Genomic DNA, 25,005 nt, shown 5'->3' with positions numbered 1-25,005 from the left:
CGCACGCATGCTCCAGTCCTCGGCCCTTTCGCCCGCTTTGTCGCCCTCCGATTCCACTGCCGTGCACGACGCGCTGCATCGCCTGGGGCCGCTGCGCCTGCAATCTGGCGCAGTGCTGCCCGAGGTGGACGTGGCCTACGCCACCTACGGGCGGCTTGCGCCCGGCGGCGACAATGCCATCCTCGTCACCCACGGCTATACGGCCAGCCACCGCATGCTGGCGCATGGCGACGGCGTGGCGGAAGGGTCATGGGCGCCACTGATCGGGCCGGGCCGGGTGCTCGACACCGACCGGTATTTCATCGTCTGCTCCAACATGCTGGGCTCGTGCTACGGCAGCACCGGGCCGGCCAGCATCGACCCGCGTACCGGCCGTGTCTATGGCCCGGATTTCCCCGACATCACGCTGCAGGACATCGTCCAGGTGCAGCACCAGTTGCTGCAGCACCTGGGCGTGCAGCGCCTGCGCGCGGTGGTCGGTCCTTCATACGGCGGCTTTCAGGCCCTGCAGTGGGCGCTGGACCATCCTGATCGGGTGGATGCTATTGCTGCTGTGGTTTCGGCACCCTTCATGCCGCCGAGCCCGCATATGGATCTGCCCACGCTGTACGCAGCGCTGCAGGCCGACCCAGGGTGGAACGCCGGCCGCTATGCCGAAGGCGCCGGCGTGCAGCCCACGTTGCATCGCTTGCGCCAGGCAACGCTGCAGGCTTACGGCATGGACGAGGTGCTGCGCGCGCAGGGCGTGCACGATGCCCACGCGCGGCAGGCACGCATCGACTCCATGGCCCGCGCCTGGGCGGCGGAATTTGATGCGCACTCCTTGATCGTGCTGCTGAAGGCAGCGCTGGCTTTTGATGTGCGGCCCCGGCTGCATGAACTGCGCTGCCAGTTGCTGCACGTCACGGCCAGCACCGACCTGCTGTTTCCGCCCGTTGCCGTGCGCGGCACGCTGGCCGCAGCGGGCACCGGGCTGGCCCGCTATGTGGAGATGGACACCGCATTCGGCCACCAGGCCTCGGGCCCGGCACATGCGCTCTGGAGCGGTGCGCTGCAAGACGTGCTCGACAGCACGGCCGATTGAGGGTTTGAGCGCTTGAAGGCATACGGCGCTCTTCACAGCAATTTGCTATTAAATTAATAGCTACTAGCGCTTATGCATCAAGCGCTATAGGTCAAAAAGGCTTGAAATTCAGAAGGGCGCTGGCGAAGTGAACGCCAGCGGCTGCCCCGTGCCCGGGTGATCGAATGCGATGTGGGTGGCATGCAGCAGCAGCCGTGGTGCGCGGGCCAGGGCCTGCGCGTCGGCATAGAGCGCGTCGCCCAGAATGGGGTGGCCCAGCGCGGCCAGATGCACGCGCAACTGGTGGGTGCGGCCGGTCACGGGTTGCAGTTCGACCCGGGTGCTGGCGGCATCGGCATCAACTACAACCGTGCGCCAGCGGGTCAGGCTGGGCTTGCCTTTCTCCGCATCGATCACGCGCAGCGGGCGACGCTCCCAGTCGGCGGCAATCGGCAGGTCGATGGTGTGCCAGTGCGGCGCGTCGTCGTGTTCAGCTGGGGCATTTGCTTGCGCATCAGGCGCCGCAAGGCAGCCCTGCACCACGGCCACATAGCGCTTGTGCACCCGTCGCTCGGCGAATGCCTGGCTGAGCGCACGCTGCACCGCCAGCGACCGCGCCATCACCACGATGCCCGACGTCGCCTGATCGAGCCGGTGCACCACCAGCGCATCGGGCCACCGCTGCTGCGCGCGGGCGCTCAGGCAGTCCTGCTTGTCGGGGCCCCGGCCCGGCACGCACAGCAGGCCCGACGGCTTGCACAGCACCAGCAGGTCGGCGTCTTCGTGCAGGCATTCCACACCGGGCGCCAAGGCGGCGCCGGGCTCAGCCACCGCTGGCATCGGCGGGCGGCAGGCCCATGCTTTCGTCCGGCGCCTCGTCCCCTGCAGGGCCGTGCGCCAGACGCTGCACGGTCGCGCACAGTTCTTCCACGTCGTTGGGCTTGTGGATGAGCGCGTTGGCGCCTTCTGCCAGCGCCGCGCGTTCGATGTCGGCGGTGACGTAGCCCGAGGCCAGTGCCACCGGCAGTGCAGGGCGAATGCGTTTGGCTTCGCGCACCAGATCCACGCCGCAATAACCCGGCATGTTGTAGTCGGTGACGACCAGGTCGTAGGCCTCGGGGTCGGCGCGCAGCGCGGCGGTGGCTTCGTGCGGGTCGGTGAAGCCGCTCACGCGGTAGCCCCGTCGGCGCAGCAGGCGCTGCACCAGAAACACCAGCGCCTGGTCGTCGTCCACGTACATCACGTGGCGCTGGCGCTGCTGCGGGCCGCCCGCGTCGACCGGGGTTGCGCCCGATGCGCGGCTTTGGCTTGGAATGTCCGGCGCGGGCGGTGTCGTCGGCACCGTGGTCGGAATGCAGAAAGCCCCGCCATCGCCCGCTCCCGACGGGCAATGCGATGTGCCCGGAAAGTACAGCGTGAAGCTGCTGCCTTCGCCCGGCACGCTGTAAACGTCGACCGCGCCGCCGTGCGTGCGCATCACGCCATGCACCACGGCCAGGCCCAGGCCGGTGCCCTGGCCGACGGGCTTGGTGGTGAAGAAGGGCTCAAAGATGCGCTGCTGCGTGGCCGCGTCCATGCCAGGGCCGTTGTCGCTCACGCGCAGGCACACATAGTCGCCGGGCGGAATGGCCAGCCGCTCGCAGATGCGCGCATCGGGCTGCGCGCACACGGCCTGCAGCAGCACGGTGCCGCGCTGGTCGCCCAGTGCATGCAGGGCGTTGGTACACAGGTTCAGCAGGGCTTGTTCGACCTGCGTCGGGTCGGCCAGGATGTCGGGCACGTCGGGGTCGATGCGCACCTGCACGTCCACGCCGGGCGGCACGGTCACGCGCAACAGGCGCACGGTGTCGTTCACGGCCTCGGGCACCGACACGGGCGCGCGCTTGGGCGGCTCGTTGCGGCTGAAGGTGAGGATCTGGCGCACCAGGTCGCGGGCGCGGCGACCGGCTTTCTGGATCTCTTCCAGGCTCTCGAGCACGGGCGATTCGGCGCCCGCGTCGGCCTTGGCGAGTTCCACGTTGCCGAGAATCGCGCCCAGAATGTTGTTGAAGTCGTGCGCAATGCCGCCGGCCATGGTGCCCACGGCCTGCATCTTGTGCGACTCGCGCAGCTGCGCTTCCAGCTCGTTGCGGTGCGCCTCGGCCTTCTTGCGCCCGGTCAGGTCGCGCGCGAAGACGGTGGCGCTGGTGCCTTCGCCCTGGTTCTCGAACGACAGGCTCACTTCCACCGGCAAGTCGCGCCCGGTGGCGGTGCGCGCCGTCACCTCGCCCAGCACGGCCTGGGTGGTCAGCTGCGACAGGGCCATGGCCTGGGCGGCGTCGGGCAGAAAGCGCTCCAGCGCGCTGCCCAGCGCGTCTTCTTGCGTGCACACGAAAAGCGCCGACGCCGTGGGGTTGAAGACGGTGATGCGGTGGTTCTGGTCGACGCAGATGATCGCGTCGAGCGCGGAGTTGATCACCGCTTCCAGCCGCCGCTCGCTGGCCAGAATTTGCGCGTTGCGATCTTTCAGCGTGGCCGCGCTGTCTTGCAGCGCGCGGCGCTCGGCCAGCAGCGGCCCCTGGTCGATCACGGCGCACAGAAACTGCGGCACCACCGGGCCGTCACCTTGCGGCGTCTCGATGCGGGCGATGTGCAGGTCGCCGGTGATGCGGGCGTGCTCGCCGGTGTGGAAGACCACCTCGGTCACCTCGGCGCTGCCGGCCGCGCGGGCCTCGTCGAACGCAGCGCGCACGCGGGGCGCGTCGTCTGCCCGCACGAAGGGCATCAGCGCCACCAGCGGCCGGTCGGCCTCGGAGGGTTGGAACGAGCGGTGCGCCATGGAGTTGGCTTGCACGACCATGTCGTGCTCGTCGAGCACCATCAGCGACAGCGGCACGCTGGAGAACAGCGTCTCGAACCGTTCCGACGCGCTTTCGGCCGCTGCCTGGCTGAAGCGCAGCACCTTGTTCTGCGTCTCCAGCTCGGCCTGCGAGGCGCGCAGCTCGTCGATCAGCGCACCCACGGCATCGGCCGGGCGGCCGGGCTGGCGGCGCTCGGGCAGGCCTGGCGGCGGCGCGTGCGTGCGCTCCGCGGGCGGACGCTGCGCGGAGCGGAAGAGAAAGGAGAGGTCTGGACGCGTCATGGCGCTGGCGGCGGCGTGGGTGATGGCTGCGGATGAAACCTTGGCATCCGGTCCCAACCCGCCTTGCGCAGGCGGGTGAGGCCAGTGTACGCGCCGTGCTCGCGCGAAGCGATGGCGTCCGCTGTTCAGCCCCGCAGGGCGGCAGCGGACGATGCGCGCATCAGCGGCGAGCCGAAATCAGCTCGATCTCGAAGTTCAGCGTGGCGTTAGGCGGAATCACGTTGCCTGCACCCCGTGCACCGTAGGCGATGGAGGCCGGGCAGGTCAGCTTGGCCTTGCCGCCGGGCTTCATGCGCTGCACGCCCTCGGTCCAGCACGGGATCACGGCATTGAGCGGGAACTCGGTGGGCTCGCCGCGCTTGTAGGAGCTGTCGAACTCCTTGCCGTCCAGGAACATGCCTTTGTAGTGCACCTTGACGGTATCGGTGGCCTTGGGCGAGTCGCCCGTGCCTTCCTTCAACGACTGGTAGATCAGGCCGGTTGAGGTAGTGACGGGGGCCGCGGCGGGTGTCTGTGCGATGGCGAGAGGGGTGAGGGCGGCGAAGGTCAGGGATGCGATAAGAAGGCGCATGAAGAAAAACTCCGGAATGAGGCAAGAGGCTCATCTTAGAGAAATCGACGTCTCGGCTTTGCAAGGCATCTGACGGCAAGCTTGGTGGGCGGCAAAGCCGTCCGCTGCGGCAAGACAGCTCTAGGGATCCTCTGCACGAATCGAGCGGAAAGTGAGCGCTGCGGATCGGGAGGGGCTGCAAGGCGCAAAACGCAGCAATAGCTTGGCTATTGCGAGTATTTGCAACGCCGCAGACTGCCCGAGGCCGCAGATGCACACGGCGCGGTGATTTGTGCAGAGAATCCCTAGGCTTCAATCACCGTGGCCGCTGCCGTCACCCTGGCGACAAAACGCTCGGGAAAGCCCGCGCAGAGGCCGCGCAGGCCATCCCTAGACTGGCGCCTCGCACTGGATTTCCCCACTGATTCAAAGAGACAAACATGATGCCCAACTGTTCTTGCTTCTCCCCCCGTACTGCCGCCGTCTGCGCCGTTGGCGCGTTGCTTCTCGGTGCCTGTGGTGGCGGTGGCTCGGACCCAGTGCCGGAAGAAACCCGTGCGCAGGACAGCCGCACCAGCTTCGCTGTAGCGACCGCCAGCCTGCCGTTCACCGCCATGGACGGCGCCACAGCTGAGACCGACCGCTGGACCGGCGTCAATGCCGGTGCGGGCTACCGCATCGAGGTGCCCAAGAACTGGAACGGCATGTTGGTCATGTACGCCCACGGCTATGCCGGCGAAGGCAATGCGCTGACCGTGTCCAACCCGGCCTTCCGGCGGTACTTGATCGAGAACGGCTATGCCTGGGCCGCGTCAAGCTACACCAAGAATTTCTACGACGTGCGCGTGGGCGTGGAAGACACCAATGCGCTGGCCAACGCCTTCGTGCGCATCGCCGCCGCCAACGGCCGTGTGCTGCCCGAGCCCACCCGCACCTACTTGACCGGTGTGTCGATGGGCGGCCACATCACCGCCGCTGCCATCGAGGAGGAGGCGCAGCGGACCGCCGTCAACAAGCGCAGCTACCAGGGTGCCTTGCCGATGTGCGCCGTGCTGGGAGATCTGTCGCTGTACAACTACTTCGGTGCCTACCAGCTGGCGGCGCAGAAGCTGGCCGGCGTGCCCGCCACCACCGCGCCCACGACCGACTGGGCCACGCTCGCCCCGCGCGTGCGCGACGCTATGTTCGCCAGCCAGACATCGTTCTCGTCGGTGACCCCCCAGGGGCAAAAGCTCAAGGACATCGTGATGAACCTGACCGGCGGACCGCGGCCGATCTTTGACCAGGGTTTTGCCAACGCTCCGCTGCAGAACACCGTGTGGGGCACCTTCGGTCGCGACGGCACCATCAACGGCATTCTGAACAAGCAGGGCATCGACACCACCGGCACCGTCTACCGGTTCAACGCCAGCGCGGCCGAGGTGGCGGATTTCAACGCCACCATCGCCAAGTGGGTGCCGGCCGCCGACGCCAACCGCCTGCGTACTGACGGGCTGCGCTGGGTACCTCAGGTCAACGGCCAGTTCCGCATCCCCGTAGTGACCATCCATACGTTGGGCGACATGTACGTGCCCTTCCACATGGAACAGGTCTACCGCGACCGCGCCGAGGCCAACGGCAATGGTCAGTGGCTGGTGCAGCGGGCCATCCGCGCACCGAGCCACTGCGATTTCACCGTCGCCGAGCAGTCCGAGGCTTTCAAGGCTCTGGCCGATTGGGTCGAGAAAGGCACCAAGCCCGCCGGCGACGACGTGAAGACGCCCGCCACTCTGGCCGACGCCCGTTATGGCTGCACCTACACCCGCAATGCAGGAGGCCGTGACGACAGTGCCGTCACCGTGGCTACCCGCGCTGCGATGCCTGGGTGCAGTGGAAGCTGATTTAATAATCCAGTGCTTGGCACACCTTTGATAACGGCGAAGCGCTGGAATAAATGCTTGCTTGCATAAAGCGGAATGTGAAGAGCCTAACGTTTGACTTCAGCGGCGCTGAAAGGAGGGGTTAGGCCGAAGGACAAGCGCGCAGGCCATGCTAGGCTTGTGGTGCGCGGCACGCGCCAGCAAGGCTGGAGAGCGCTACACGCTGCGTGGACCAGTGAAAGATGCGATGACATCAAGACTTCCGATCGAACAGCCAACGTCCAACATCAGCGATATGTTCTTCTTGTTGCATGTCGATCGGGTCCTGGATGCTCTCGATTCTGAACGTCCTCTCTTCCTTGCGTAGTTCGCAATAGCCGACAACGTACTCTGGCGAATCTGATGGGTACGTCGCAGTCAAAATAACGGTGCGGATGGATATTTCGCCATGAGAGTCTGTGTAGGCGAATCGGATGCGGCCTTTAATTGAAAGACCTTCAGCCTTGATCTTTTGCTTAAAGCTGTCGTAGCGTCGAAAGTCAAACGGTTCGTCCGATGTGATCGTGACAGCGCCAACTTTCCTGATGAAGACTGGGGAGGTGGCTGCGGTCGGTATTTTGCGAGTCTTCTTCTTTGGAGTGGTGTCGAAGAACTTGCCAGACTCGATCATACGATTCAGATTTTTGACTGCAGCATCTAGGTTGCTATATAGCTTGGCCATACGGCGAGCGTTAACAGCCTCTTCCTGCTTGGCCTTTGTTGCCGCAGAGACCGTTCGCTTTGGATTTGATGCTTGCATGGGATCGTAAGTCCAATGGCAGTAATAGAGAGTAGGCGGCGACCACTGCGGCCTAGCGCTTAAGTTCAGCGGGCGCCGTAGGCGGTCCGCTGCAATGACGGGTTAGGCCTCATTTTGCGAGGTGAATGCGCAATAAGCCTCTTTGCCAACCTTGAGCGCTGCAAAGAGACATACGGCAATAAAGCCAGAAAGCAGTGTTGCCGAAACGCCTATTGATGCGCCGAGGAACGTGGCAATGACGCCAACGATTGCAGTGGTGGAATTCTTCTGCATTTCTAGTATTTGTTTCCAGAGCGCGCGGTACTTCTTTTCGTCTGCGCACAGAAAAAGCTGCATCTCTGACTTGACGAAATCCCAGTATTTCTTTTCAGGGCGATGATCTCCAATGCGTGGCGGCCCTGCGGAGGCTTGTGGCGGTAATGGACCTCCTCGGTACATGAAGCGAGCAACCTCTTCCTCTGTTGAAGCGGCCCCCATTTCCCAAATGACGAGTGGTGTTGCTTCAAGAGTAAGGTCCGTCGGATTGAGGGCGGCGAGCAAGCTTTGCGTGTTCATAGTCTGTCAACGAGGTCTAACGTTTGATATGAGAAGCTTGACCAGGCTTGCCGGAGCGAGTCCTCTCGATGGAAGGGTTAGGCGTCGGTTCCGCGTCACGCATTGGAAGCCTGAATTTTCTTAAGAATGTTCGTGATGTGCTGAGGATACGCGCCGGTGAAGTACTCAAACGTCAGTGGATTGGCTGCGTAAAACTGACAGCACAGTTCAACCCATAAATCGGCCTTCAGAGGGCCGTTCAACTTAAAGACCTTCTTTGACCGAGCCTTGATGTGATCGGCGTTCTTTGCCGTCATATTGAAGTCAGAGTCACGACGCTGGAAGTATTCGTCCCTAAGAAAGAATTGCACAGCACCATCGAAGTGCCGAAAACAGTTGGTCGTGATATCAAACTCTGCATGCAGATAGCGAGCCGGAAAGTACGACTGCCCGTCAATCTCGAGTTGCACATCCTCTGTCTTTAGCTCAAGCGATTGAAACGTCTTGATTTCGTCCGACTCGCTCCATTTGACATCGAGGCAATGCACGTTTGCGAACAGAAAGTCTATGTAGCGAGGATCAAGATCCAAGGGGGGCGAAGCTTGGCGGTTCCAGGTTTGATTTGCCTCACATCCTCATTGAACGGCGCTCCATACCAAGTGTCAGATTCGAGATATACGGAGTTGTCGACATTGAGTCGAACTCGATCTTCGTCAATAGCCACGTACCTCGTGACGCCTTGAAGCTCTAGCTCCCAGAGCATTTCAATGAATCGCGGTGCCCAGTTGGCCTTAGGGTGCATCTGCCGTCTGAAGCACGAATGTGCCATCAGCATGAAATCGCTTCCTACAAAGTAGCCAGGCTGGAACTTAATTGGAGGCAACCGTGTAGCGAGATCTCCAAACGAAAGTAGTCCGTCTCGCTCAGTTTGCATTGATCCGAGGAGCGCTTTTGCAAGCCCAGATGCGGTTGCAACTACCCCTGTGATTGGGGTGTACTCGAATGAACTGGCGTCTAAGGCAAATCCTTTCGTCGCTGCGTTGTGATCTTTGCAATCTGAGCGCTTGCATTCGCCAGCTTGGCGTTGGCTTGTTCAGCCAACCCCGCTGCGTGCCGAGCCATCAGCTCTTCAAGGTTCAGATCGGTTGACATATTTCTCAGGCAAACCTAAAAATCTGCGGATTGTGCGGCGACCGAGATGACTGCAGCCCAGACCGTAACGCGCCTGCATACCAGCTTCTGTGACTACAGTAGCTTACCGCAGGCTTTCGCTTTCAGGCCTGAAAACCCATTGCTTATTGCCCCAAAAGAACAAAAGCCTGGTCATCCAGGCTTTTGTTTTTTAAATCGTAGCCCTGCCCACGCGGTGCATGATGCACCCGCAGTATTGCTAAGCCGCCAACTCACTCACCGGCACACAGCTGCAAAACAGATTCCTGTCCCCATAAACGTTGTCTACGCGCCCCACGGGAGCCCAGTATTTGGCCTGGCGCAGCGCAGGCACCGGGAACGCTGCAGTTTCCCGGCTATAGGCCCGGGCCCAGTCGGCAGCCAACAGGCTTTCCGCCGTATGCGGTGCGTTCTTCAGCGGGTTGTCGCCCTGTGGCCAGGCGCCGTTTTCGATCTGGCGAATCTCTTCGCGGATGGCGATCATCGCGTCGATGAAGCGGTCCAGCTCGACCAGTGTTTCGCTCTCGGTGGGTTCCACCATCAGCGTGTTGGGCACGGGGAAGGACAGCGTGGGCGCGTGAAAGCCGTAGTCGATCAGCCGCTTGGCGACGTCTTCGGCCATCACGCCGCTGGTGTCCTTGAAGCCACGCAGGTCCAGGATGCATTCGTGCGCGACGTGGCCGTTGGCCGATGCGTACAGGGTGGGGTAGTGGCTCTTCAGGCGCGCGCTGATGTAGTTGGCGCTGAGGATGGCGGTTTCGGTGGCGGCCTGCAGGCCGTCGGCGCCCATCATGCGGATGTACATCCAGCTGATGGGCAGCACGGCGGCATTGCCCAGGGGGGCCGCGCTGACGGCGCCCACTCCCCCTGGCACACCGGCCGATGCATGGCGCGGCAGGTACGGCACCAGGTCTTGCACCACGCACACCGGGCCGACGCCCGGGCCGCCACCGCCGTGCGGAATGCAGAAGGTCTTGTGCAGGTTCAGGTGGCTCACATCGCCGCCGAATTCACCGGGCGCGGCCACGCCCACCAGGGCGTTCATGTTGGCGCCGTCCACGTATACACGGCCGCCGTGTTGGTGGACCAACTGGCAGAGCTCCTTGACCTGCGTCTCGAACACGCCGTGCGTGCTGGGGTAGGTGATCATCACGCAGGCCAGGCGCTCGCTGTGCTGCTCGCACTTGGCGCGCAGGTCGGCCAGATCGACGTTGCCATTCGCGTCGCAGGCGGTCACGACCACCTGCATGCCCACCATCTGCGCGCTGGCGGGGTTGGTGCCGTGGGCGCTGCTCGGGATCAGGCAGATGTCGCGGTGGCCCTGGCCCTGCGCCTGGTGATAGGCGCGAATAGCCAGCAGCCCGGCGTATTCGCCCTGGCTGCCCGCGTTGGGCTGCAGGCTGATGCCGGCGTACCCGGTGGCCTCGCACAGCCAGGCGCGCAGTTGCTCATCCAGCTCGGCATAGCCCTGCAACTGGTCGGCCGGCGCGAACGGGTGCACCTGCGCGAATTCAGGCCAGGTGATGGGGATCATCTCGCTGGTGGCGTTGAGCTTCATGGTGCAAGAGCCCAGCGGAATCATGGTGCGGTCCAGCGCCAGGTCTTTGTCGGACAGCTGGCGTATGTAGCGCAGCATGCCGGTTTCGCTGTGGTGGGTGTTGAACACCGGGTGCGTCATGAAGGCGCTGCTGCGGCGCAGCGCGGCGGGAATGAGCGGCTCCACGCCCTGCTCGAAATCGGCAAAACGGGGCAGGGCCTGGCCTTCTTGCGCGAAGACCTTCCACAGCAACTCCACGTCAGCACGCGTGGTGGTCTCGTCCAGCGAGATGCACAGGTAATTGTCAAAGTGAATTCGCAGGTTGGCGCCCATGGATACTGCTCTGGCAGCTATGGTTTTGGTAGCGCCATCCGTCTTGAGCGACAGGGTGTCGAAGACCGCCTGCGGGCGCAGTGGCGCGCCCAGTTGCTCCAGCCCTTTGGCCAGGATGGCGGTGTAGGCGGCAACACGCTGTGCGATGCGCGTGAGGCCCTCGGGGCCGTGGTACACGGCGTACATGCTGGCGACAACGGCCGGCAGCACCTGCGCCGTGCAGATGTTGGAGGTGGCCTTTTCGCGGCGGATGTGCTGCTCGCGCGTCTGCAGCGCCAGGCGATAGGCGGGTTTGCCGTGCGCATCCACACTCACGCCGACGAGGCGGCCGGGCAACGACCGCTTGTATTCGTCGCGGCAAGCCATGAAGGCGGCGTGCGGGCCACCCGCGCCCATGGGCATGCCAAAACGCTGGGTCGTGCCCACGACGATGTCGGCGCCCCATTCACCGGGCGGCGTGATCAGGGTCAAGGCGAGCAGGTCGGCTGCTGCGATGAAGGCGGCGCCTTTGGCATGCACCTTGGCCGTGTCGTCCTTCAAGTCGTCGATGCGGCCGCTGGTGGCGGGGTACTGCGCCAGCACGGCGAAATAGTCGCCGTCGAGCGCTGCATTCCATTCCTCGAGAGAGTTGGCCAGCACCACTTCGATGCCCAGCGGCGCGGCGCGCGTCTTGATCACCTCGATGGTCTGCGGATGCGCGTCGCCCGCCACGATGAAGCGCGTGCTTTTCGACTTGACCGAGCGCTTGGCCAGCGTCATGGCCTCGGCGGCAGCGGTGGCCTCGTCAAGCATGGACGCGTTGGCGATCGGCATGGCCGTGAGGTCGCACACCATGGTTTGAAAGTTGACCAGTGCTTCCATGCGGCCCTGGCTGATCTCGGCCTGGTAGGGCGTGTAGGCCGTGTACCAGGCGGGGTTTTCCAGAATGTTGCGCAGGATGACGCCCGGCGTGTGCGTGCCGTAGTAGCCCTGGCCGATGAAGCTGCGCAGCACGCGGTTCTTGCCCGCCAGCGCCTTCAGCTCGGCGAGCGCGGCCGCTTCGGTGACGGCGGCCGGCAACTGCATGGGCCTGGCGCGGGCGATGGAGCGCGGCACGATGCCGTCGATGAGCGCGCGGCGCGAGGCCTCGCCGATCACGGAGAGCATGTGCGCTTCATCGGCCGCATCGATGCCGATGTGGCGGGGCTGGAATTCAGTGGCGTTCTCCAGCGCGGAGAGCGAGGGCAGGGCGGTGGTCATCGGCGGCGGCAGTCAGTCAGGGGCGAAAAAACGGCCGCGCCCGGTGGTGGCCGGGCGCGAGGGAGGGCAGTGCGCGGTCAGGCGCTCTTGGCGAACTCGGTATAGGCCGGCTCGTCCATCAGGGCGTCGAACTGGGCCTTGTCGGAGGCGCGCACCTTGAAGAACCAGCCTGTGCCCAGCGGGTCGCTGTTGGCCAGCGACGGGTCGGCGCGCAGCGCTTCGTTCACTTCGATGATTTCGCCCGACACGGGCATGTACACGTCGGCCGCGGCCTTGACGGACTCGACCACGCCGGCCACTTCGCCTTGCGCGAACGTCTTGCCCACTTCGGGCAGGTCCACGAAAACCACGTCGCCCAGCGCGTCCTGCGCATGCACGGTGATGCCAACCACGGCGGCTTCGTGGCTAGCGGTATCGACCCACTCGTGGTCCTTGGAAAACTTGACGGTCATGGGGCACTCCAGAAAAGAAAAAGGTGAAAGACTTGAGGAAAAAGATTGACGCCGATGTCAGCTGTAACTGTAGCCCGGCCAGCCACCTGGCGGCGGGCCGCAGCGCAGGCCATCAGCCGCGGTGGTAGCGCGCGGGCGTGAAGGGCAGGGCGACGACTTCCATGGGCACGGCCTTGCCCCGCACCAGCGCGTTGACGCGGCTGCCCACGGCGGCGAAGGCGGGCGCCACGTAGCCCATGGCCACCGGCCGGTCTACCGTGGGGCCGAGCAGTCCGCTGGTCACTTCGCCGATGCGCTGGCCTTCTGCAGACTGCAGCTCGGTGTGCTCGCGCACCGGCACGCGCTCCAGCGCCACCAGGCCCACGCGTTTGCGGGTCAGCAGCGCGGGGTCGTCGATCTGCGCCAGCACCCGGCCTGCGCCCGGAAAGCCGCCGGCACGCGCGCCCCCGGTGCGGCGCACCTTCTGGATGGCCCAGTTCAGGGCGGCTTCGGGCGGCGTGGTGGTGGTGTCGATGTCGTTGCCGTAGAGGCACAGGCCCGCTTCCAGCCGCAACGAATTGCGCGCGCCCAGGCCAATGGGTTGCACTTCCGGCTGGGCCAGCAGCGCGCGAGCCAGCGTCTCGGCCTGGGTAGCGGGCACGGATATCTCGAAGCCGTCTTCGCCCGTGTAGCCGCTGCGGGTGATGAAGCAGTCGCAGCCGGCCACGGTGAAGGCCCCGCCCGTCATGAACACCAGCGACAACACCTCGGGCGCCAGGCGGCCCAGCGCCGTGGCGGCCTGCGGACCCTGCAGCGCCAGCAGCGCCTGGTCGGGCAGCGGCTGCACCTGGCACAGGTGGCCGATGCGCGACTGGATGTGCGCGATGTCGCCCGCCTTGCAGGCGCCGTTGACGATGACGAACAGGTCGTTGCCCCGGTTCACGAACATCAGGTCGTCGATGATGCCGCCCTCGTCGTTCAGCAGCAGGCCGTAGCGCTGCTTGCCGACGCCCAGCCCTACCACATCCACCGGCACCAGCGTTTCAAAAGCGGCGGCGGCATCGGGCCCCACGAGGCGCAACTGGCCCATGTGCGATACGTCGAACAGGCCGGCGGCGGTGCGCGTGTGGTGGTGTTCGGCCATCAGGCCTGCGGGGTACTGCACCGGCATGGAATAGCCGGCGAAGGGCACCATGCGGGCGCCGAGTTCCAGGTGCAGTGCGTTGAGCGGGGTGGTCAGCAGGGCGGCGGGCGCGGGGGACGACATGGGCGGAACTCTCCAGGGGGCAAGCAGTGAAGCGGCCCGCCCTGATGGCTGGCCGCGGCATGTGCCCCGCTGTCCGCTTTACCTGAGAGATTCACCGTGCCGGTGGCCGACAAGGTCGGCGCTGCGGCGGGGTTTGCTCCTTCGGTGGGCTGCCTGCCGATGTGGGCGGCAGCCTCTCTCCAGCTGGGGAAACGCCTGCATCCCTGCGGGCGTTCCTGTCAGTCCTTTTGCCTGAGCGTTCGGGCGATGAAACCCTGCGCCTTCGGCGGCTGCCGCAAGTTGCGGCGGCTCTCTCCTGACGAGTGGCCGGAGTATAGCGGCGCGCCTTGGCCCGGGCGGCCTTGCAGCCTCGGCATTCCCTGCATCGGTCATGTTGCAACTTGTTGCATCCGAAGGTGCATCCAAAACGCGTGCTGACGTGTAGAGCCTGGGCAGACCCGTGAGAACACAAGGGCCTGTCAGTCACTCAACTGATCATTCATTCAAAGGAGCACCCTATGCGCAACATCCGTCCTTCCCGCATCGCCGCCCTGGCAGGCACCGTGTCCGCCGTCGCACTGCTGGCCGCTTGCGGTTCGATGTCTTCTTCGTCCACCACCGCATCCGGCATGATGACTTTCTCCCAAGCCAGCCTGCCCGCATCCATCCAGGTGCCCGCCGGCAACAAGGTGGCATGGGAAACCGTGGGCAAGGGTGACATCACCTATGAATGCAAGGACAAGGCCAATGCACCCGGCCAGGTCGAATGGACGTTCGCCGGCCCTGACGCCAAGCTGCTCGACCGCAGTGGCAAGCAAGTGGGCAAGTACTACGGCCCACCGGCCACCTGGGAAGCGAACGACGGCTCCAAGCTGACGGCAACGCAACTGGCCGTGGCACCTTCGACCGCCGGCGCACTGCCTTACCAGCTCGTCAAGGCCAACCCTGCCATGGGCAGCGGCGCACTGACCGGCGTGACCTACATCCAGCGCGTGGCCCTGACCGGCGGCGTGGCCCCTGCGAACATGGCCTGTACCGCCGCGAACAAGGGCCAGAAGACCACCGTGCCGTACCAGGCCGACTACATCTTCTACAAGGCCGCCTAAAAGCGGGTGGTTCAAGGGGTCGAGTGGGCGTGAAAACCCACGCCGCCCCGGGGGCGGCGCGACCGTGCGGCTTGATGGTGCGATGCACTACCATGCCGCATCTTCAACCCGCCACCTCCGCCCTTGAACGCAGCAGCCGACCCCTTCGACTACGACGCCGCCATCGGGGCCTGTGCCCGCGGCGACCACCAGGCCCTGCAGCGCATCTATCAGCGCGACGGCCGCTACCTGCTGGGCGTAGCCCTGCGCATCGTGCGCGAACGCGCCCAGGCCGAGGACGTGCTGCATGACGCCTTCCTCAGCATCTGGCAGCGTGCCGCCAGCTTCGATGCCGGTCGCGGCGCGGGGCGGGGCTGGATCTACAGCGTGGTGCGCCATGCGGCGCTGAATGTGGCGCGCGGCAACGTGCGCGACGTGCGTATCGACGAAGAGGCCATGGAGGCCATCGACGATCAGGCTGCGCTGGAGAGCTACCGCAGCCGGATTGACCCTTATGAACTGGGTGCCGACCTGGGCAAGCTCGACACTTGTCTGGGCCGCCTGGAGCCCGCACGGCGCGACTGCATCGTGCTGGCTTACGTGGAAGGCTGCTCGCACGGCGAGATCGCCGAGCGTACGCAGACGCCACTGGGCACCGTGAAGGCCTGGATACAGCGCGGCATGCGCGCGCTGCGGGAGTGCATGGCATGACGAGCCCATCGACGAATTCAACATCAGACCCCTCGGGCGACATCGACACGCTGGCCAGTGCCTACGTGCTGGGCACGCTGCCCTTGGCCGGCCGCCTCGAAGTGCAGGACCGCCTGCCGCGCGATCCCGAGCTGCGCCAGGCCGTGCAGGCCTGGGAAGAGCGCCTGCACCCGTTGACCGCGCTGGCGCCCGCCGTGGAGCCATCGGCCGCCCTGTGGCCGCGCATCGAGCGCAGCCTGGGCTGGTCACGTGCCGATGTGCGCGTGCAGGCACCTGCGGCGCCATCGGCCTTGGCGTCCTGGTGGAACGACCTGCGGCTGTGGCGCGGGCTGGCCGGCGGCGGTTTCGCCGCCGCTGCGGTGCTGGCGGCCGTGCTGGTCACACGCATGGGCGTGCCGGGCGGCGCCGGGGCACCGCAATACATGGTGGTGCTGGTGGCACCGGGCGGCACATCGCCCGGCTGGGTGGTGCAGGCCGCCGCCACGTCCAATCAGCTGCAGCTGACACCGCTGGCCAACACGCCGGTGCCGCAAGGCAAATCGCTGCAGTTCTGGACCAAGGCCGATCAGTGGTCCGGGCCGAAGTCCCTGGGCCTGGTGCAGCCGGGCGAGTCGGTCAAGGTGCCGATCGACCGCCTGCCACCGCTGGAGGCGAACCAACTGTTCGAGCTGACGCTGGAGCCCGAAGCCGGCTCGCCCATCGACCGGCCGACCGGGCCGATCGTCTTCATTGGCCGGGCAGTGAAGATGATTTGATGGATCATCAGCAAAATATCTAGTCAAATAGGCCTCTAGCGCTTATTGATTAAGCGCTGATAGCTATTTTATTGATAGCATTGTTCGTGGTTGCCTTCTGTGATCCGCTGCGCACCATCGCGGCGCAGCGTTTGCTTCAGCCATTTCCCGTGCTGCCCTGGAACCACCGCCATGAACCTGCGCTTTGTCGAAGCCTTTTACTGGGTCGCCTCGCTCAAGAGCGTCACCCGCGCCGCTGAAAAGTTGTTCCTTACGCAGTCGGCCATGTCCAGCCGCATCGCTGCGTTGGAAGAAGAACTCGGCGTGCTGCTGCTGGACCGGCGCGACAAGCACTTCAAGCTGACCGTGGCCGGATCGCGTTTCTTGATCTACGCCAAGCGCATGCTGGAGCTGCAGCGGCAGCTCAAGACCGAGATGGGGTCGGGCGGGCCAGTGGAGATGTCCATGCGCCTGGGCGCCATCGAGTCGGTGCTGCACTCGTGGTTGATTCCGTGGATCGAGCAGTTGCGCAAGGACAATCCGCTGCTCAACCTGGAACTGACGGTGGAAACCACGCCGGTGCTGCTCGACCAGATGCGCCGCGGCACCCTGGATGTGGCGTTCGCCGCGTTGCCGGCATCGGCCGACGGCATTCGCAACCAGGCCCTCACGCCCATGGAGATGGTCTTCGTCGGCAACGGCAACATCCATCGCAAGCGGCGCTATGTGCTGGGCGATTTCGCCGACACCGACATCCTCACCTTCCAGCGCGGCTCGCAGCCGCATGTGTACCTGCTCGATACCTTCCGCCATGCGCAGGTGGAGCCGCGTCGCGTGCACACCGTGTCGTCGATCTCTGCGATGGTGCAACTGGTGCAAGGCGGCTTCGGCGTGGCCACGCTGCCGCGCCTGGCCGTGGCGCGGTTGCTGGCGTTTCCAGACCTGCGTGCGCTGTCGTGCGACGCAGCGCTCAAGCCTCTGCCGATCCACGTGAGCTACCGCGAAGATCCTTCTTCCCCGGCGATGGAAAACATCGTGCGTTCCGCGCTCGACTTCATCGACAACATGCAGCCGCTGCCTAAAAATCGCACTGGCTCAACCGTGCAGGCTGCGCGCCAGGGCACCAAGAAGGCCGGGTAAGCGCAGCGCCCCTACCGCTGGCAGACCATTGCGGTGCATGGCGGCCTTTCCAGTCGCCGCTTTGAAATCGAGTTCCGTGCGGCCTCGATCCCGTTTTCGTGCCGATTCTGTGCCGTTTTGGTACCGCTGGGCACCACGTTGGACCAGCGGTGTGCCTTGCCTTTCTCATGGCTTTCAAAAGACTCGGTGTTAACCCTGAATGCTGAGCCAAGGGTAATCCCTTGGCACCAAGTTGGGTGCCTCTGCCCCAATGGTGAGCATCGAAAAAATCGATGATGTAAGCAGAAATTTTTGAATTTGCCAGTGTTGGTCGCACCCCAACACAATCCGCCCAACGCCATGCAATGGCCTAATTCCAAGCAAGGAAAAACGGTGGATTCCATTCAAGAAAAAGCCCGCGCAGCGATGGGGGCTGAGGGCATCAACGACCCTGCCCATGTCCGCAGCGTGATCAGGCAAGGCGCCTGGTCTTCGCACACCAGCGGGCTGGCCCATGGCCGGGTGCAAGGCAACCTGGTGATCCTTCCCGAGGCGCTGGCCGGGGACTTTCTGCGCTATTGCCAGCGCAATCCCAAACCGTGCCCGGTGCTGGCTGTGAGCGAGCCCGGCCAGACCGCGTTGCCCACGCTGGGGCACGACATCGACATCCGCAGCGACCTGCCGCAATATCGCGTGTGGCGCCACGGCAAGCTGGTGCAGGAGGTGAGCGATGTCAGCGACCTGTGGCGGCCCGATCTGGTCACCTTCATCCTGGGCTGTTCGTTCTCGTTCGAGTCTGCCTTGGTGGAGGCCGGCATCAGCCTGCGCCACATCGATGAAGGCAAGAACGTGGCGATGTACCGCACCAACATCTCCACCGAGCCCGCCGGCCCATTCGGTGGCGCCATGGTGGTCTCCATGCGGCCCATGCCGGCGGCGGACGTGATCCGAGCCGTGCAGGTCACCTCGCGCTTTCCCAACGTGCATGGTGCCCCGGTGCACATCGGCGACCCATCGCTCATCGGCATCGCCGACCTCGGCCAGCCGGACTACGGCGACGCCGTGTCGTTGCTGCCTGGCGATATTCCGGTCTTCTGGGCCTGCGGCGTCACGCCCCAGTCCGCCATCCTCAATGCCCGGCCCGATTTCTGCATCACCCATTCACCCGGTTGCATGCTGATTACCGACCTTCTCAACCACCAACTTGCCAGTCTTTAACCCAGGAGTTTTGCCATGAAAAAATTGATGTTTGGCCTGTGTGCCGTTGCCGCCGTCAGCTTTGCGCAGGCCCAGACCAAGTGGGATCTGCCCTCGGGCTACGCCGTCAACACGTTCCAGGTGCAGAACCTGCAGCAGTTCGTGGCCGGTGTGGACAAGGCCACCAGCGGCAAGCTCAAGATTGCGGTGCACCCCAACGCTTCGCTGTTCAAGGCCAACGAGATCAAGCGCACCGTGCAGTCCGGCCAGGTGGCGATCGGCGAGTTCATCCTCTCCGGCGCGGCCAATGAGGCGCCGGTTTACGGCCTGGACTCGATCCCGTTTCTGGCGACCAGCTACGCCGACTCCAAGCGGCTTGACCAGGCCTCGCGCGGGCTGCTGGTCAGCACCCTGGGCAAGCAGAGCATGAAGCTGCTCTACACCGTGCCATGGCCTGCGCAGAGCCTGTACTCCGTCAAACCCGTCACGGCGCTCAAGGACCTGAAGGGCACCAAGATGCGGGCGTACAACCCCGCGACCTCCATGATTGCCAACCTGATCGGCGCGCAGCCGGTGACCATCCAGCTGGCCGAGCTGCCGGCCGCGCTGGCCACGGGCACCATCGACAACTTCCTGACCTCCAGCGCCAGCGGGGTGGACAGCAAGCTCTACGAAAGCGCCAAATATTTCTACGGTGTGGCCGCCTGGCTGCCGCGCAATGCAGTGGTGGTGAACCAGAAGGCGTTCGATGCGCTGGATAAACCCACGCAAGAGGCAGTGCTGGCGCAGGCCGCCATCGCCGAGCAGCGCGGCTGGGCCATGAGCGAGCAAAAGGACCAGGAATACCTCAAGGAGCTGGCCGCCAAGGGCATGCAGGTGGATGTAGGCGCAGAGAGCCTGAAGAAGGAACTCAAGGTCGTGGGAGACCGCATGACCGCCGATTGGGTCAAGTCCGCCGGCAATGAAGGCCAGGCCGTGATCGAAGCCTACAACGGCAAGAAGTGAGCAAGCCTGCCATGTCTGCCCTGTCTCGTCCCCCGGCGGCCGCCGGCAGCCCTGGGGCCCCGGGCATGCCGCCGCACATTTTGCGGCGCATGCTCGACGGCGCCTACCTGGCCGCTGGTGGGGTGGGTGCCGCCTGCATCGCCCTCATCTGCGTGCTGATGGTGGTGCAGTCGCTCGGACGCCAGTTCGGCTTTCCGACCGGGGCCATCAACGACGTGGTGGCCTGGCTGTGCGCCGCCGCAGCCTTCCTGACCATGGCCCATGCCTTCAAGCATGGCGACTTCGTGCGGGTCACGCTGGTGCTCGAAAAGCTCTCGCCGGCCGTGCGCCGCAGGTTTGAGCTGGTCAGCCTGAGCATCGCTGCGGTGGCGATCGGATACCTGGCCTGGTGGGCTTGCGCCTTCACTTACGAGAGCTGGCAGTTCAATGAGTTGGCGCAGGGCCTGTGGGCCATCCCGATCTGGATTCCGCAGCTGAGCTTTGCGCTGGGCTCCGTTCTGCTTCTCGTCGCGGTAGTCGACGAGTGGTGGATCGTGGTGCAGGGCGGCGTACCCACCTTTGTGCGACTGGTGCAAGAGCGCCATGCCAACGGTGACTTTTCTTCCGACCTTTAAAGAGCATATCCATGGACGTTCTTTCCATCGGCGCCTTCTTGCTGCTGCTCATGCTCCTCATGCTGTCCGGCGGCGTCTGGATCGCCATGACGCTGGCCATCTGCGGCTGGGTCGGCCAGGCCTTCTTCACCAACAGCCAGCCCGGGCTCAATCTGTTTTCTGCCTTCTGGGAAAGCAATGCGAGTTGGGAGCTGGCCGCGTTGCCCTTGTTTATCTGGATGGGCGAGATTCTGTTTCGCACCCGGCTCAGCGAAGACATGTTCACGGGCCTGGCGCCCTGGCTGGGCAAGGTGCCCGGGCGGCTGTTTCACACCACCATCCTGGGCTGCGGCATATTCGGTTCGGTATCAGGATCGTCTGCCGCCACGTGCGCCACGATTGCCAAGGTGTCGCTACCGGCGCTTAAAAAGCGCGGCTACAACGAGAGCATCGCCATCGGGTCGCTGGCCACGGCCGGCACGCTGGGCATCTTGATTCCGCCGTCCATCACCATGGTGGTGTATGCCGTGGCGGCCGATGCATCCATCATCCGCATCTTTCTGGCGGGCTTTCTGCCAGGGCTGCTGCTGATGCTGCTGTTCTCGGGCTACATCGCCTGGTGGTCCACACGCAACAAGGCGTTGATGCCGCCGGACGAGCCGCCGACGACCTTCCGCGAGAAGCTGCACCTGTCGCGCAACCTGATTCCCTGTGCGCTGCTGATCGTGTTCATCTGCTGGTCCCTGGTGGCCGGCTGGGCGACGGCCACGGAATGCGCCGCCTACGGCGTGGTGGGTGCCCTGGCGCTTGCCGCCTGGTGCCGTGCGCTGACGTGGCAGAACTTCAAGGAAGGCCTGGCAGGCTCGGCGCGCACCAGCTGCATGATCATGTTCATCTTGGCCGGCGCCGCGTTTTTGACCAAGACCATGGCTTTCACGGGGATCCCGCGTGAGCTGGCGGAGTGGGTCGACGCCATGAACCTGTCGCCCTATGCGCTGATCGGTTGCCTGGTGGTGGTGTACCTGGTGCTGGGCACGGCGCTCGACGGCATCAGCATGATCGTGCTGACCGCGGCGGTGGTGATGCCCATGGTGCAGAAGGCCGGGTTCGATCTGATCTGGTTCGGCATCTTCGTGATCTTGCTGGTCGAGATTGCCGAGGTCACGCCACCGGTGGGCTTCAACCTCTTCGTGCTGCAGAACATGACGGGCAAGGACAGCAACCTCATCGCCAAGGCCGCCATTCCGTTCTTCTTCTGCCTGGTCTTGTGCATCTGCCTGATCACGGCCTTTCCGCAGATCGTCACCATCGTGCCCGATCTCGTCATGGGTCAGCAGAAATAGCAGCACGCGCTGCCCGCTCTCGTCCCCGTGTCCGCCGGCCGTACTGCGCCGGCGCTTCAACCCCCTTCCCAGGAGCTTGCCATGAAGATGGTCTTGCTGGCCGCGCTCGCCGTGGCCCCGGCGCTGCACGCCCAGACACAGTGGAAGCTGGCCACCGGCTACCGCGCGGAGTCGTTCCAGACCCGCAACCTCGTGAAGTTCGCGCAGGAGGTGGAGCGCACTTCGGCAGGCGCCTTACGCATCGAGGTGCATGCCAACAACACGCTGGTCAAGCTGGCCGACATTGCGCAGGCGGTGCAAGGCGGCAACCCTCAGGCGGGTGAAACCATCATGACCAACCTGGCGGGTGAGATCCCGATCGCGGGTGCCGATGCCTTGCCCTTCGTGGTGCGCAGCTATGCCGACGCGCGCCGCCTGTGGGATCTGCAGCGGCCGTTGATCGACAAGCATTTCGCGGCCAAGGGGCTCAAGGCCCTGTACGCCGTGCCCTGGCCGCCACAGGGGCTCTTCTCCATCGCGCCCGTTCGCTCGCCCAGCGATTTCAAGGGCACCCGCATGCGCACCTACAACGCGGGCACGGTGCGCATCGCGGAAATGCTGGGCGCAACGCCGGTGGACGTGCCCATGGTCGAGGTCAGCAAAGCTCTGTCCTCCGGCAAGCTCGACTCCATGATCACTTCGGCTTTGACCGGGGTGGAAAACCAGGTCTGGGGCCAGATCCGGCAGTACTACGGCATCAACGCCTGGTTTCCCAAGAACATCGTTTTCGTCAACCGCCAAGCCTTCGACGCGCTGCCCGCCAGCGTGCGCCAGGCGGTGGCGCAGGCGGCCACCACGGCCGAAACACGCGGCTGGGCCATGAGCGCGGCCGTGGCTGAAGAGTCGGTGGCCGAGCTGCAGCGCAAGGGCATCAAGGTCGACCGTGCGCCGCCCGAGCTGGAGGCCGAGCTCAAGCGCATGGGTGAGCGCTTCTCGCTGGAGTGGGTGCACTCCGTGGGCAAAGAGGCCAACCAGATTTTCATTCCGTACTACACGCAGCGTTGAGTCCTTCGCGCCGCGCTTTCCAGCAAACCACTCAGAGACAGCCACATGCACACGCCAGCCCACACGATAGAAATGTATTTGCGCGCCAAGGACCTCAACCGGCCTCACCTGATGGAGCACGCCTTCACCGACGCTGCGTTGTTGCAGATGGAAGTGCGCCAGGGCGGCATGAACTTCCCGCCCAGAACCGAGGGGCGCGAAGCCATCGCCGACACGCTGGTGCGCAACTTCGGTCGCATCTACGACAACGTCTACACCTTCTGCCTGGCCGAAGCGCCGGATGCAGACTGTTCGAGCTTCGATTGCAGCTGGCTGGTGGTCATGACCGAAAAAGACAGCCGCGCCGCGCGGGTGGGCTGCGGCCAATACCGCTGGCGCTTTGCGGCGGACAACCGGCTCGCACAGGAGCTGCAGATCGTGATCGAGGCCATGCACACGTTGCCTGCCGCCGATGCGTCGGCATTGATGGCATGGGCCTGCGCGCTGGACGGTCCGTGGTGCCCGTTGCAGCAGGCGCTGGCCACGGCGCCTTCCATTCCTGCCGTGCAGAACGTCATGCAGATGTTGGCCACGGCGGACGTGGATGCGGTGGCATCGGCCTCGTAGGCACAAGGCCGCATTCGCCTTCCACCCACGCCACAGCAAGCCGTCTTTCTTCTACCCCAGGTTCCGCATGAAGCACTTACCAACCGCTGGCATGGCCGGCGCCGTCGCCCGGCCCCTGCATCGCCGCAGCCTGAGCGTCGGCCAGAAGCTGGCTGCCAGCTTCGGCCTGCTCGGCTGCGCCGTGGCGCTGCTGGGCGCCACCACCTGGATGACCGGCGAGGGCACGCGCCACCAGGCCACCTTGCTGGCGTCGGAACAACTGCCCATCGAGCGGTCGGTGCGCGACTGGAAGACGCAGTCGGTCACCATCGGCCAGATCGCATTGCGCACCACGGTGTCTCCAGACGTGTTTCCGCTGGTCGCCGAGATGCGCAAACAGCTGACCGCCGAGGAGGCGCTGCGAAAGCGTATAGAGGCCGCGCTGGCCGGGGCCTCTACCGCCGAGCGCACCCAGCCGCTGTGGGCGCAGGCCCAGGCGCAGCGGCAGCAATATGCGGCGCTGCGCGACACGCTGGTGCAGAACGCGCTGGAATCCAAAATCATCAGCCAGAAGGATCTTCAGGAACATGCCGCGGCGCTGGACGCGTACTTGAAGGCGATCGACCAGTTGCTGGGTGCTTCTGAACAGTCATCGCTGGTGGCGGCCGACACCATGGTGCAAGACGCCTCGCGTGCGCAGTGGATCAGCGCCATCGCCGTGCTGGCGGTGGTGGGCCTGTCTGCACTGTTCGGCTGGCTGCTGCGCCGATCCATCGTGCTGCCGTTGCGCCAGGCGTCCGCAGCCGCGGCCTTGGTGGCGCACGGCGACCTGACCGTGCACCTGAACACGGCGCGCACTGACGAGATCGGCCAGTTGCTCACGGCGCTCAACCGCATGGTCGAATCGCTGCACCACGTGGTGAACGAGGTGCGCGATGCGGGCGACTCGATCCACGTGGCCAGCTCCGAAGTGGCGGCGGGCAATACCGACCTGAGCGCGCGCACCGAGCACGCCGCCAGCAATCTGCAGCAGACGGCGGCCAGCATTGCCCAACTGGCGCAGACGGTGGCTGCCAATGCCGACAGCACGCGCCAGGCCAATGCGCTGGCGCACACCGCTACGCAAGTGGCCCGCAAGGGCGGTGAGGTGGTCGGCCAGGTGGTCACGACCATGGAAGAGATCAACGCCAGCAGCAAGAAAATCGCCGACATCGTGGGCATCATCGATGGCATCGCCTTCCAGACCAACATCCTCGCGCTGAACGCCGCAGTGGAGGCCGCGCGCGCAGGCGAGCAGGGCCGTGGCTTTGCCGTGGTGGCCAGCGAGGTGCGCGGCCTGGCCGGGCGCAGCGCCAACGCGGCGCGCGAGATCAAGGCCCTGATTGCAAACAGCGTGGATAAGGCGAGCGCCGGCGCCCGGCTGGTGGTGACCGCGGGCGCCACCATGGGCGACATCGTGCACAGCGTGGAGCGCGTGACCACGCTGATGACGGAGATCAACGACGCCAGCAGCGAGCAGAGCACGCAGATCGGCCAGGTGAGCCAGGCGGTGGATCAGCTCGACCACATGACCCAGCAGAACGCCGCGCTGGTAGAGCAGGGCGCGGCGGCGGCGCAAAGCCTCAAGGACCAGGCGCACCGGCTGGCCGGAGCCATGGGCCAGTTCAAGCTGGCGTGAAGCTGCGCCAAGCCAGAATCTCAATAAAA

The 25,005-nt window shown here is 64.8% G+C and carries 22 protein-coding genes and 2 riboswitches; of the genes, 13 read left to right on the top strand and 9 right to left on the bottom strand.

Going from position 1 to position 25,005, the window contains the following annotated elements; all coding sequences use genetic code 11:
* The first annotated feature begins 7 nt into the window (after positions 1 to 7).
* A complete protein-coding gene (locus tag RQI28_RS02605; RefSeq protein ID WP_311221027.1) occupies positions 8 to 1,084 on the top strand; it encodes an alpha/beta fold hydrolase in 1,077 nt (358 codons plus the stop codon).
* A 108-nt stretch (positions 1,085 to 1,192) separates the two neighbouring features.
* On the opposite strand, the gene RQI28_RS02600 is transcribed toward RQI28_RS02605, so the two are convergent.
* From RQI28_RS02600 to RQI28_RS02590, 3 genes are all read right to left on the bottom strand, one after another.
* Positions 1,193 to 1,903 carry an RluA family pseudouridine synthase gene (locus RQI28_RS02600; RefSeq protein WP_311221026.1) on the bottom strand — a complete coding sequence of 237 codons (711 nt, stop codon included), beginning with the start codon at positions 1,901 to 1,903 and terminating at the stop codon, positions 1,193 to 1,195.
* The gene (locus RQI28_RS02595) at positions 1,887 to 4,184 is read right to left on the bottom strand and encodes an ATP-binding protein (RefSeq protein ID WP_311221025.1); all 2,298 of its coding nucleotides are present in this window, start codon (positions 4,182 to 4,184) and stop codon (positions 1,887 to 1,889) included. The genes RQI28_RS02600 and RQI28_RS02595 overlap by 17 nt, the downstream gene beginning before the upstream one ends.
* 160 nt (positions 4,185 to 4,344) lie before the next feature.
* Entirely contained in the window at positions 4,345 to 4,755 is a 411-nt protein-coding gene (locus RQI28_RS02590) for an FKBP-type peptidyl-prolyl cis-trans isomerase (RefSeq protein ID WP_311221024.1), read from the bottom strand.
* A gap of 419 nt (positions 4,756 to 5,174) precedes the next feature.
* Between RQI28_RS02590 and RQI28_RS02585 the strand changes: the two genes are divergently transcribed.
* A complete protein-coding gene (locus RQI28_RS02585; protein ID WP_311230401.1) occupies positions 5,175 to 6,614 on the top strand; it encodes an alpha/beta hydrolase in 1,440 nt (479 codons plus the stop codon).
* A gap of 232 nt (positions 6,615 to 6,846) precedes the next feature.
* Here the strand turns inward: RQI28_RS02585 and RQI28_RS02580 are convergent, their stop codons facing one another.
* From RQI28_RS02580 to gcvT, 6 genes are all read right to left on the bottom strand, one after another.
* Complete coding sequence (locus tag RQI28_RS02580) at positions 6,847 to 7,392, bottom strand: WYL domain-containing protein (protein WP_311221022.1); 546 nt, start codon at positions 7,390 to 7,392, stop codon at positions 6,847 to 6,849.
* 102 nt (positions 7,393 to 7,494) lie between these two features.
* Positions 7,495 to 7,947, bottom strand: coding sequence for a hypothetical protein (locus RQI28_RS02575; protein WP_311221021.1), 453 nt, complete (start codon positions 7,945 to 7,947; stop codon positions 7,495 to 7,497).
* A 95-nt stretch (positions 7,948 to 8,042) separates the two neighbouring features.
* Complete coding sequence (locus RQI28_RS02570; protein WP_311221020.1) at positions 8,043 to 8,516, bottom strand: hypothetical protein; 474 nt, start codon at positions 8,514 to 8,516, stop codon at positions 8,043 to 8,045.
* Positions 8,517 to 9,316: 800 nt separating this feature from the next.
* A complete protein-coding gene (gcvP, locus tag RQI28_RS02565) occupies positions 9,317 to 12,205 on the bottom strand; it encodes an aminomethyl-transferring glycine dehydrogenase (RefSeq protein ID WP_311221019.1) in 2,889 nt (962 codons plus the stop codon).
* Positions 12,206 to 12,282: 77 nt separating this feature from the next.
* Positions 12,283 to 12,657: a glycine cleavage system protein GcvH gene (gcvH, locus tag RQI28_RS02560; protein WP_311221018.1), complete on the bottom strand. Its 375-nt coding sequence runs from the start codon at positions 12,655 to 12,657 to the stop codon at positions 12,283 to 12,285.
* 112 nt (positions 12,658 to 12,769) lie between these two features.
* Positions 12,770 to 13,903, bottom strand: a complete 1,134-nt coding sequence (gcvT, locus tag RQI28_RS02555) for a glycine cleavage system aminomethyltransferase GcvT (protein WP_311221017.1) — start codon at positions 13,901 to 13,903, stop codon at positions 12,770 to 12,772.
* 59 nt (positions 13,904 to 13,962) lie between these two features.
* A riboswitch (glycine riboswitch) is annotated at positions 13,963 to 14,096 on the bottom strand.
* 16 nt (positions 14,097 to 14,112) lie between these two features.
* Positions 14,113 to 14,211: riboswitch (glycine riboswitch) on the bottom strand.
* A gap of 189 nt (positions 14,212 to 14,400) precedes the next feature.
* Between gcvT and RQI28_RS02550 the strand changes: the two genes are divergently transcribed.
* The 11 genes from RQI28_RS02550 to RQI28_RS02500 all read left to right on the top strand — a co-directional run bounded on the left by RQI28_RS02550 (position 14,401) and on the right by RQI28_RS02500 (position 24,976).
* On the top strand, positions 14,401 to 14,988 hold the full coding sequence (locus RQI28_RS02550; RefSeq protein ID WP_311221016.1) for a DUF3455 domain-containing protein: 588 nt from the start codon (positions 14,401 to 14,403) through the stop codon (positions 14,986 to 14,988).
* A 123-nt stretch (positions 14,989 to 15,111) separates the two neighbouring features.
* Positions 15,112 to 15,678, top strand: a complete 567-nt coding sequence (locus RQI28_RS02545) for a sigma-70 family RNA polymerase sigma factor (protein ID WP_311221015.1) — start codon at positions 15,112 to 15,114, stop codon at positions 15,676 to 15,678.
* Entirely contained in the window at positions 15,675 to 16,433 is a 759-nt protein-coding gene (locus RQI28_RS02540) for an anti-sigma factor domain-containing protein (RefSeq protein WP_311221014.1), read from the top strand. The genes RQI28_RS02545 and RQI28_RS02540 overlap by 4 nt, the downstream gene beginning before the upstream one ends.
* Positions 16,434 to 16,604: 171 nt before the next feature.
* Entirely contained in the window at positions 16,605 to 17,552 is a 948-nt protein-coding gene (locus tag RQI28_RS02535; RefSeq protein WP_311221013.1) for a LysR family transcriptional regulator, read from the top strand.
* Positions 17,553 to 17,957: 405 nt separating this feature from the next.
* On the top strand, positions 17,958 to 18,749 hold the full coding sequence (locus RQI28_RS02530; protein WP_311221550.1) for a putative hydro-lyase: 792 nt from the start codon (positions 17,958 to 17,960) through the stop codon (positions 18,747 to 18,749).
* 15 nt (positions 18,750 to 18,764) lie between these two features.
* Positions 18,765 to 19,733 carry a TRAP transporter substrate-binding protein gene (locus RQI28_RS02525; protein WP_311221012.1) on the top strand — a complete coding sequence of 323 codons (969 nt, stop codon included), beginning with the start codon at positions 18,765 to 18,767 and terminating at the stop codon, positions 19,731 to 19,733.
* Between the two features lie 65 nt (positions 19,734 to 19,798).
* On the top strand, positions 19,799 to 20,347 hold the full coding sequence (locus tag RQI28_RS02520; protein WP_311221549.1) for a TRAP transporter small permease: 549 nt from the start codon (positions 19,799 to 19,801) through the stop codon (positions 20,345 to 20,347).
* An 11-nt stretch (positions 20,348 to 20,358) separates the two neighbouring features.
* A complete protein-coding gene (locus RQI28_RS02515) occupies positions 20,359 to 21,669 on the top strand; it encodes a TRAP transporter large permease subunit (RefSeq protein WP_311221011.1) in 1,311 nt (436 codons plus the stop codon).
* Between the two features lie 81 nt (positions 21,670 to 21,750).
* On the top strand, positions 21,751 to 22,713 hold the full coding sequence (locus RQI28_RS02510) for a TRAP transporter substrate-binding protein (RefSeq protein ID WP_311221010.1): 963 nt from the start codon (positions 21,751 to 21,753) through the stop codon (positions 22,711 to 22,713).
* Between the two features lie 45 nt (positions 22,714 to 22,758).
* On the top strand, positions 22,759 to 23,319 hold the full coding sequence (locus RQI28_RS02505) for a hypothetical protein (RefSeq protein WP_311221009.1): 561 nt from the start codon (positions 22,759 to 22,761) through the stop codon (positions 23,317 to 23,319).
* A gap of 67 nt (positions 23,320 to 23,386) precedes the next feature.
* Positions 23,387 to 24,976 carry a methyl-accepting chemotaxis protein gene (locus tag RQI28_RS02500; RefSeq protein ID WP_311221008.1) on the top strand — a complete coding sequence of 530 codons (1,590 nt, stop codon included), beginning with the start codon at positions 23,387 to 23,389 and terminating at the stop codon, positions 24,974 to 24,976.
* Positions 24,977 to 25,005: the final 29 nt, after the last annotated feature.

Origin of the sequence: Acidovorax sp. WCS2018Noco2-16, assembly GCF_031843945.1 — a bacterium.
Taxonomy (GTDB): domain Bacteria; phylum Pseudomonadota; class Gammaproteobacteria; order Burkholderiales; family Burkholderiaceae_C; genus Paracidovorax.
Note: the sequence above shows the minus strand (reverse complement) of the source record. Positions and strands in the feature narration are given on the sequence as shown.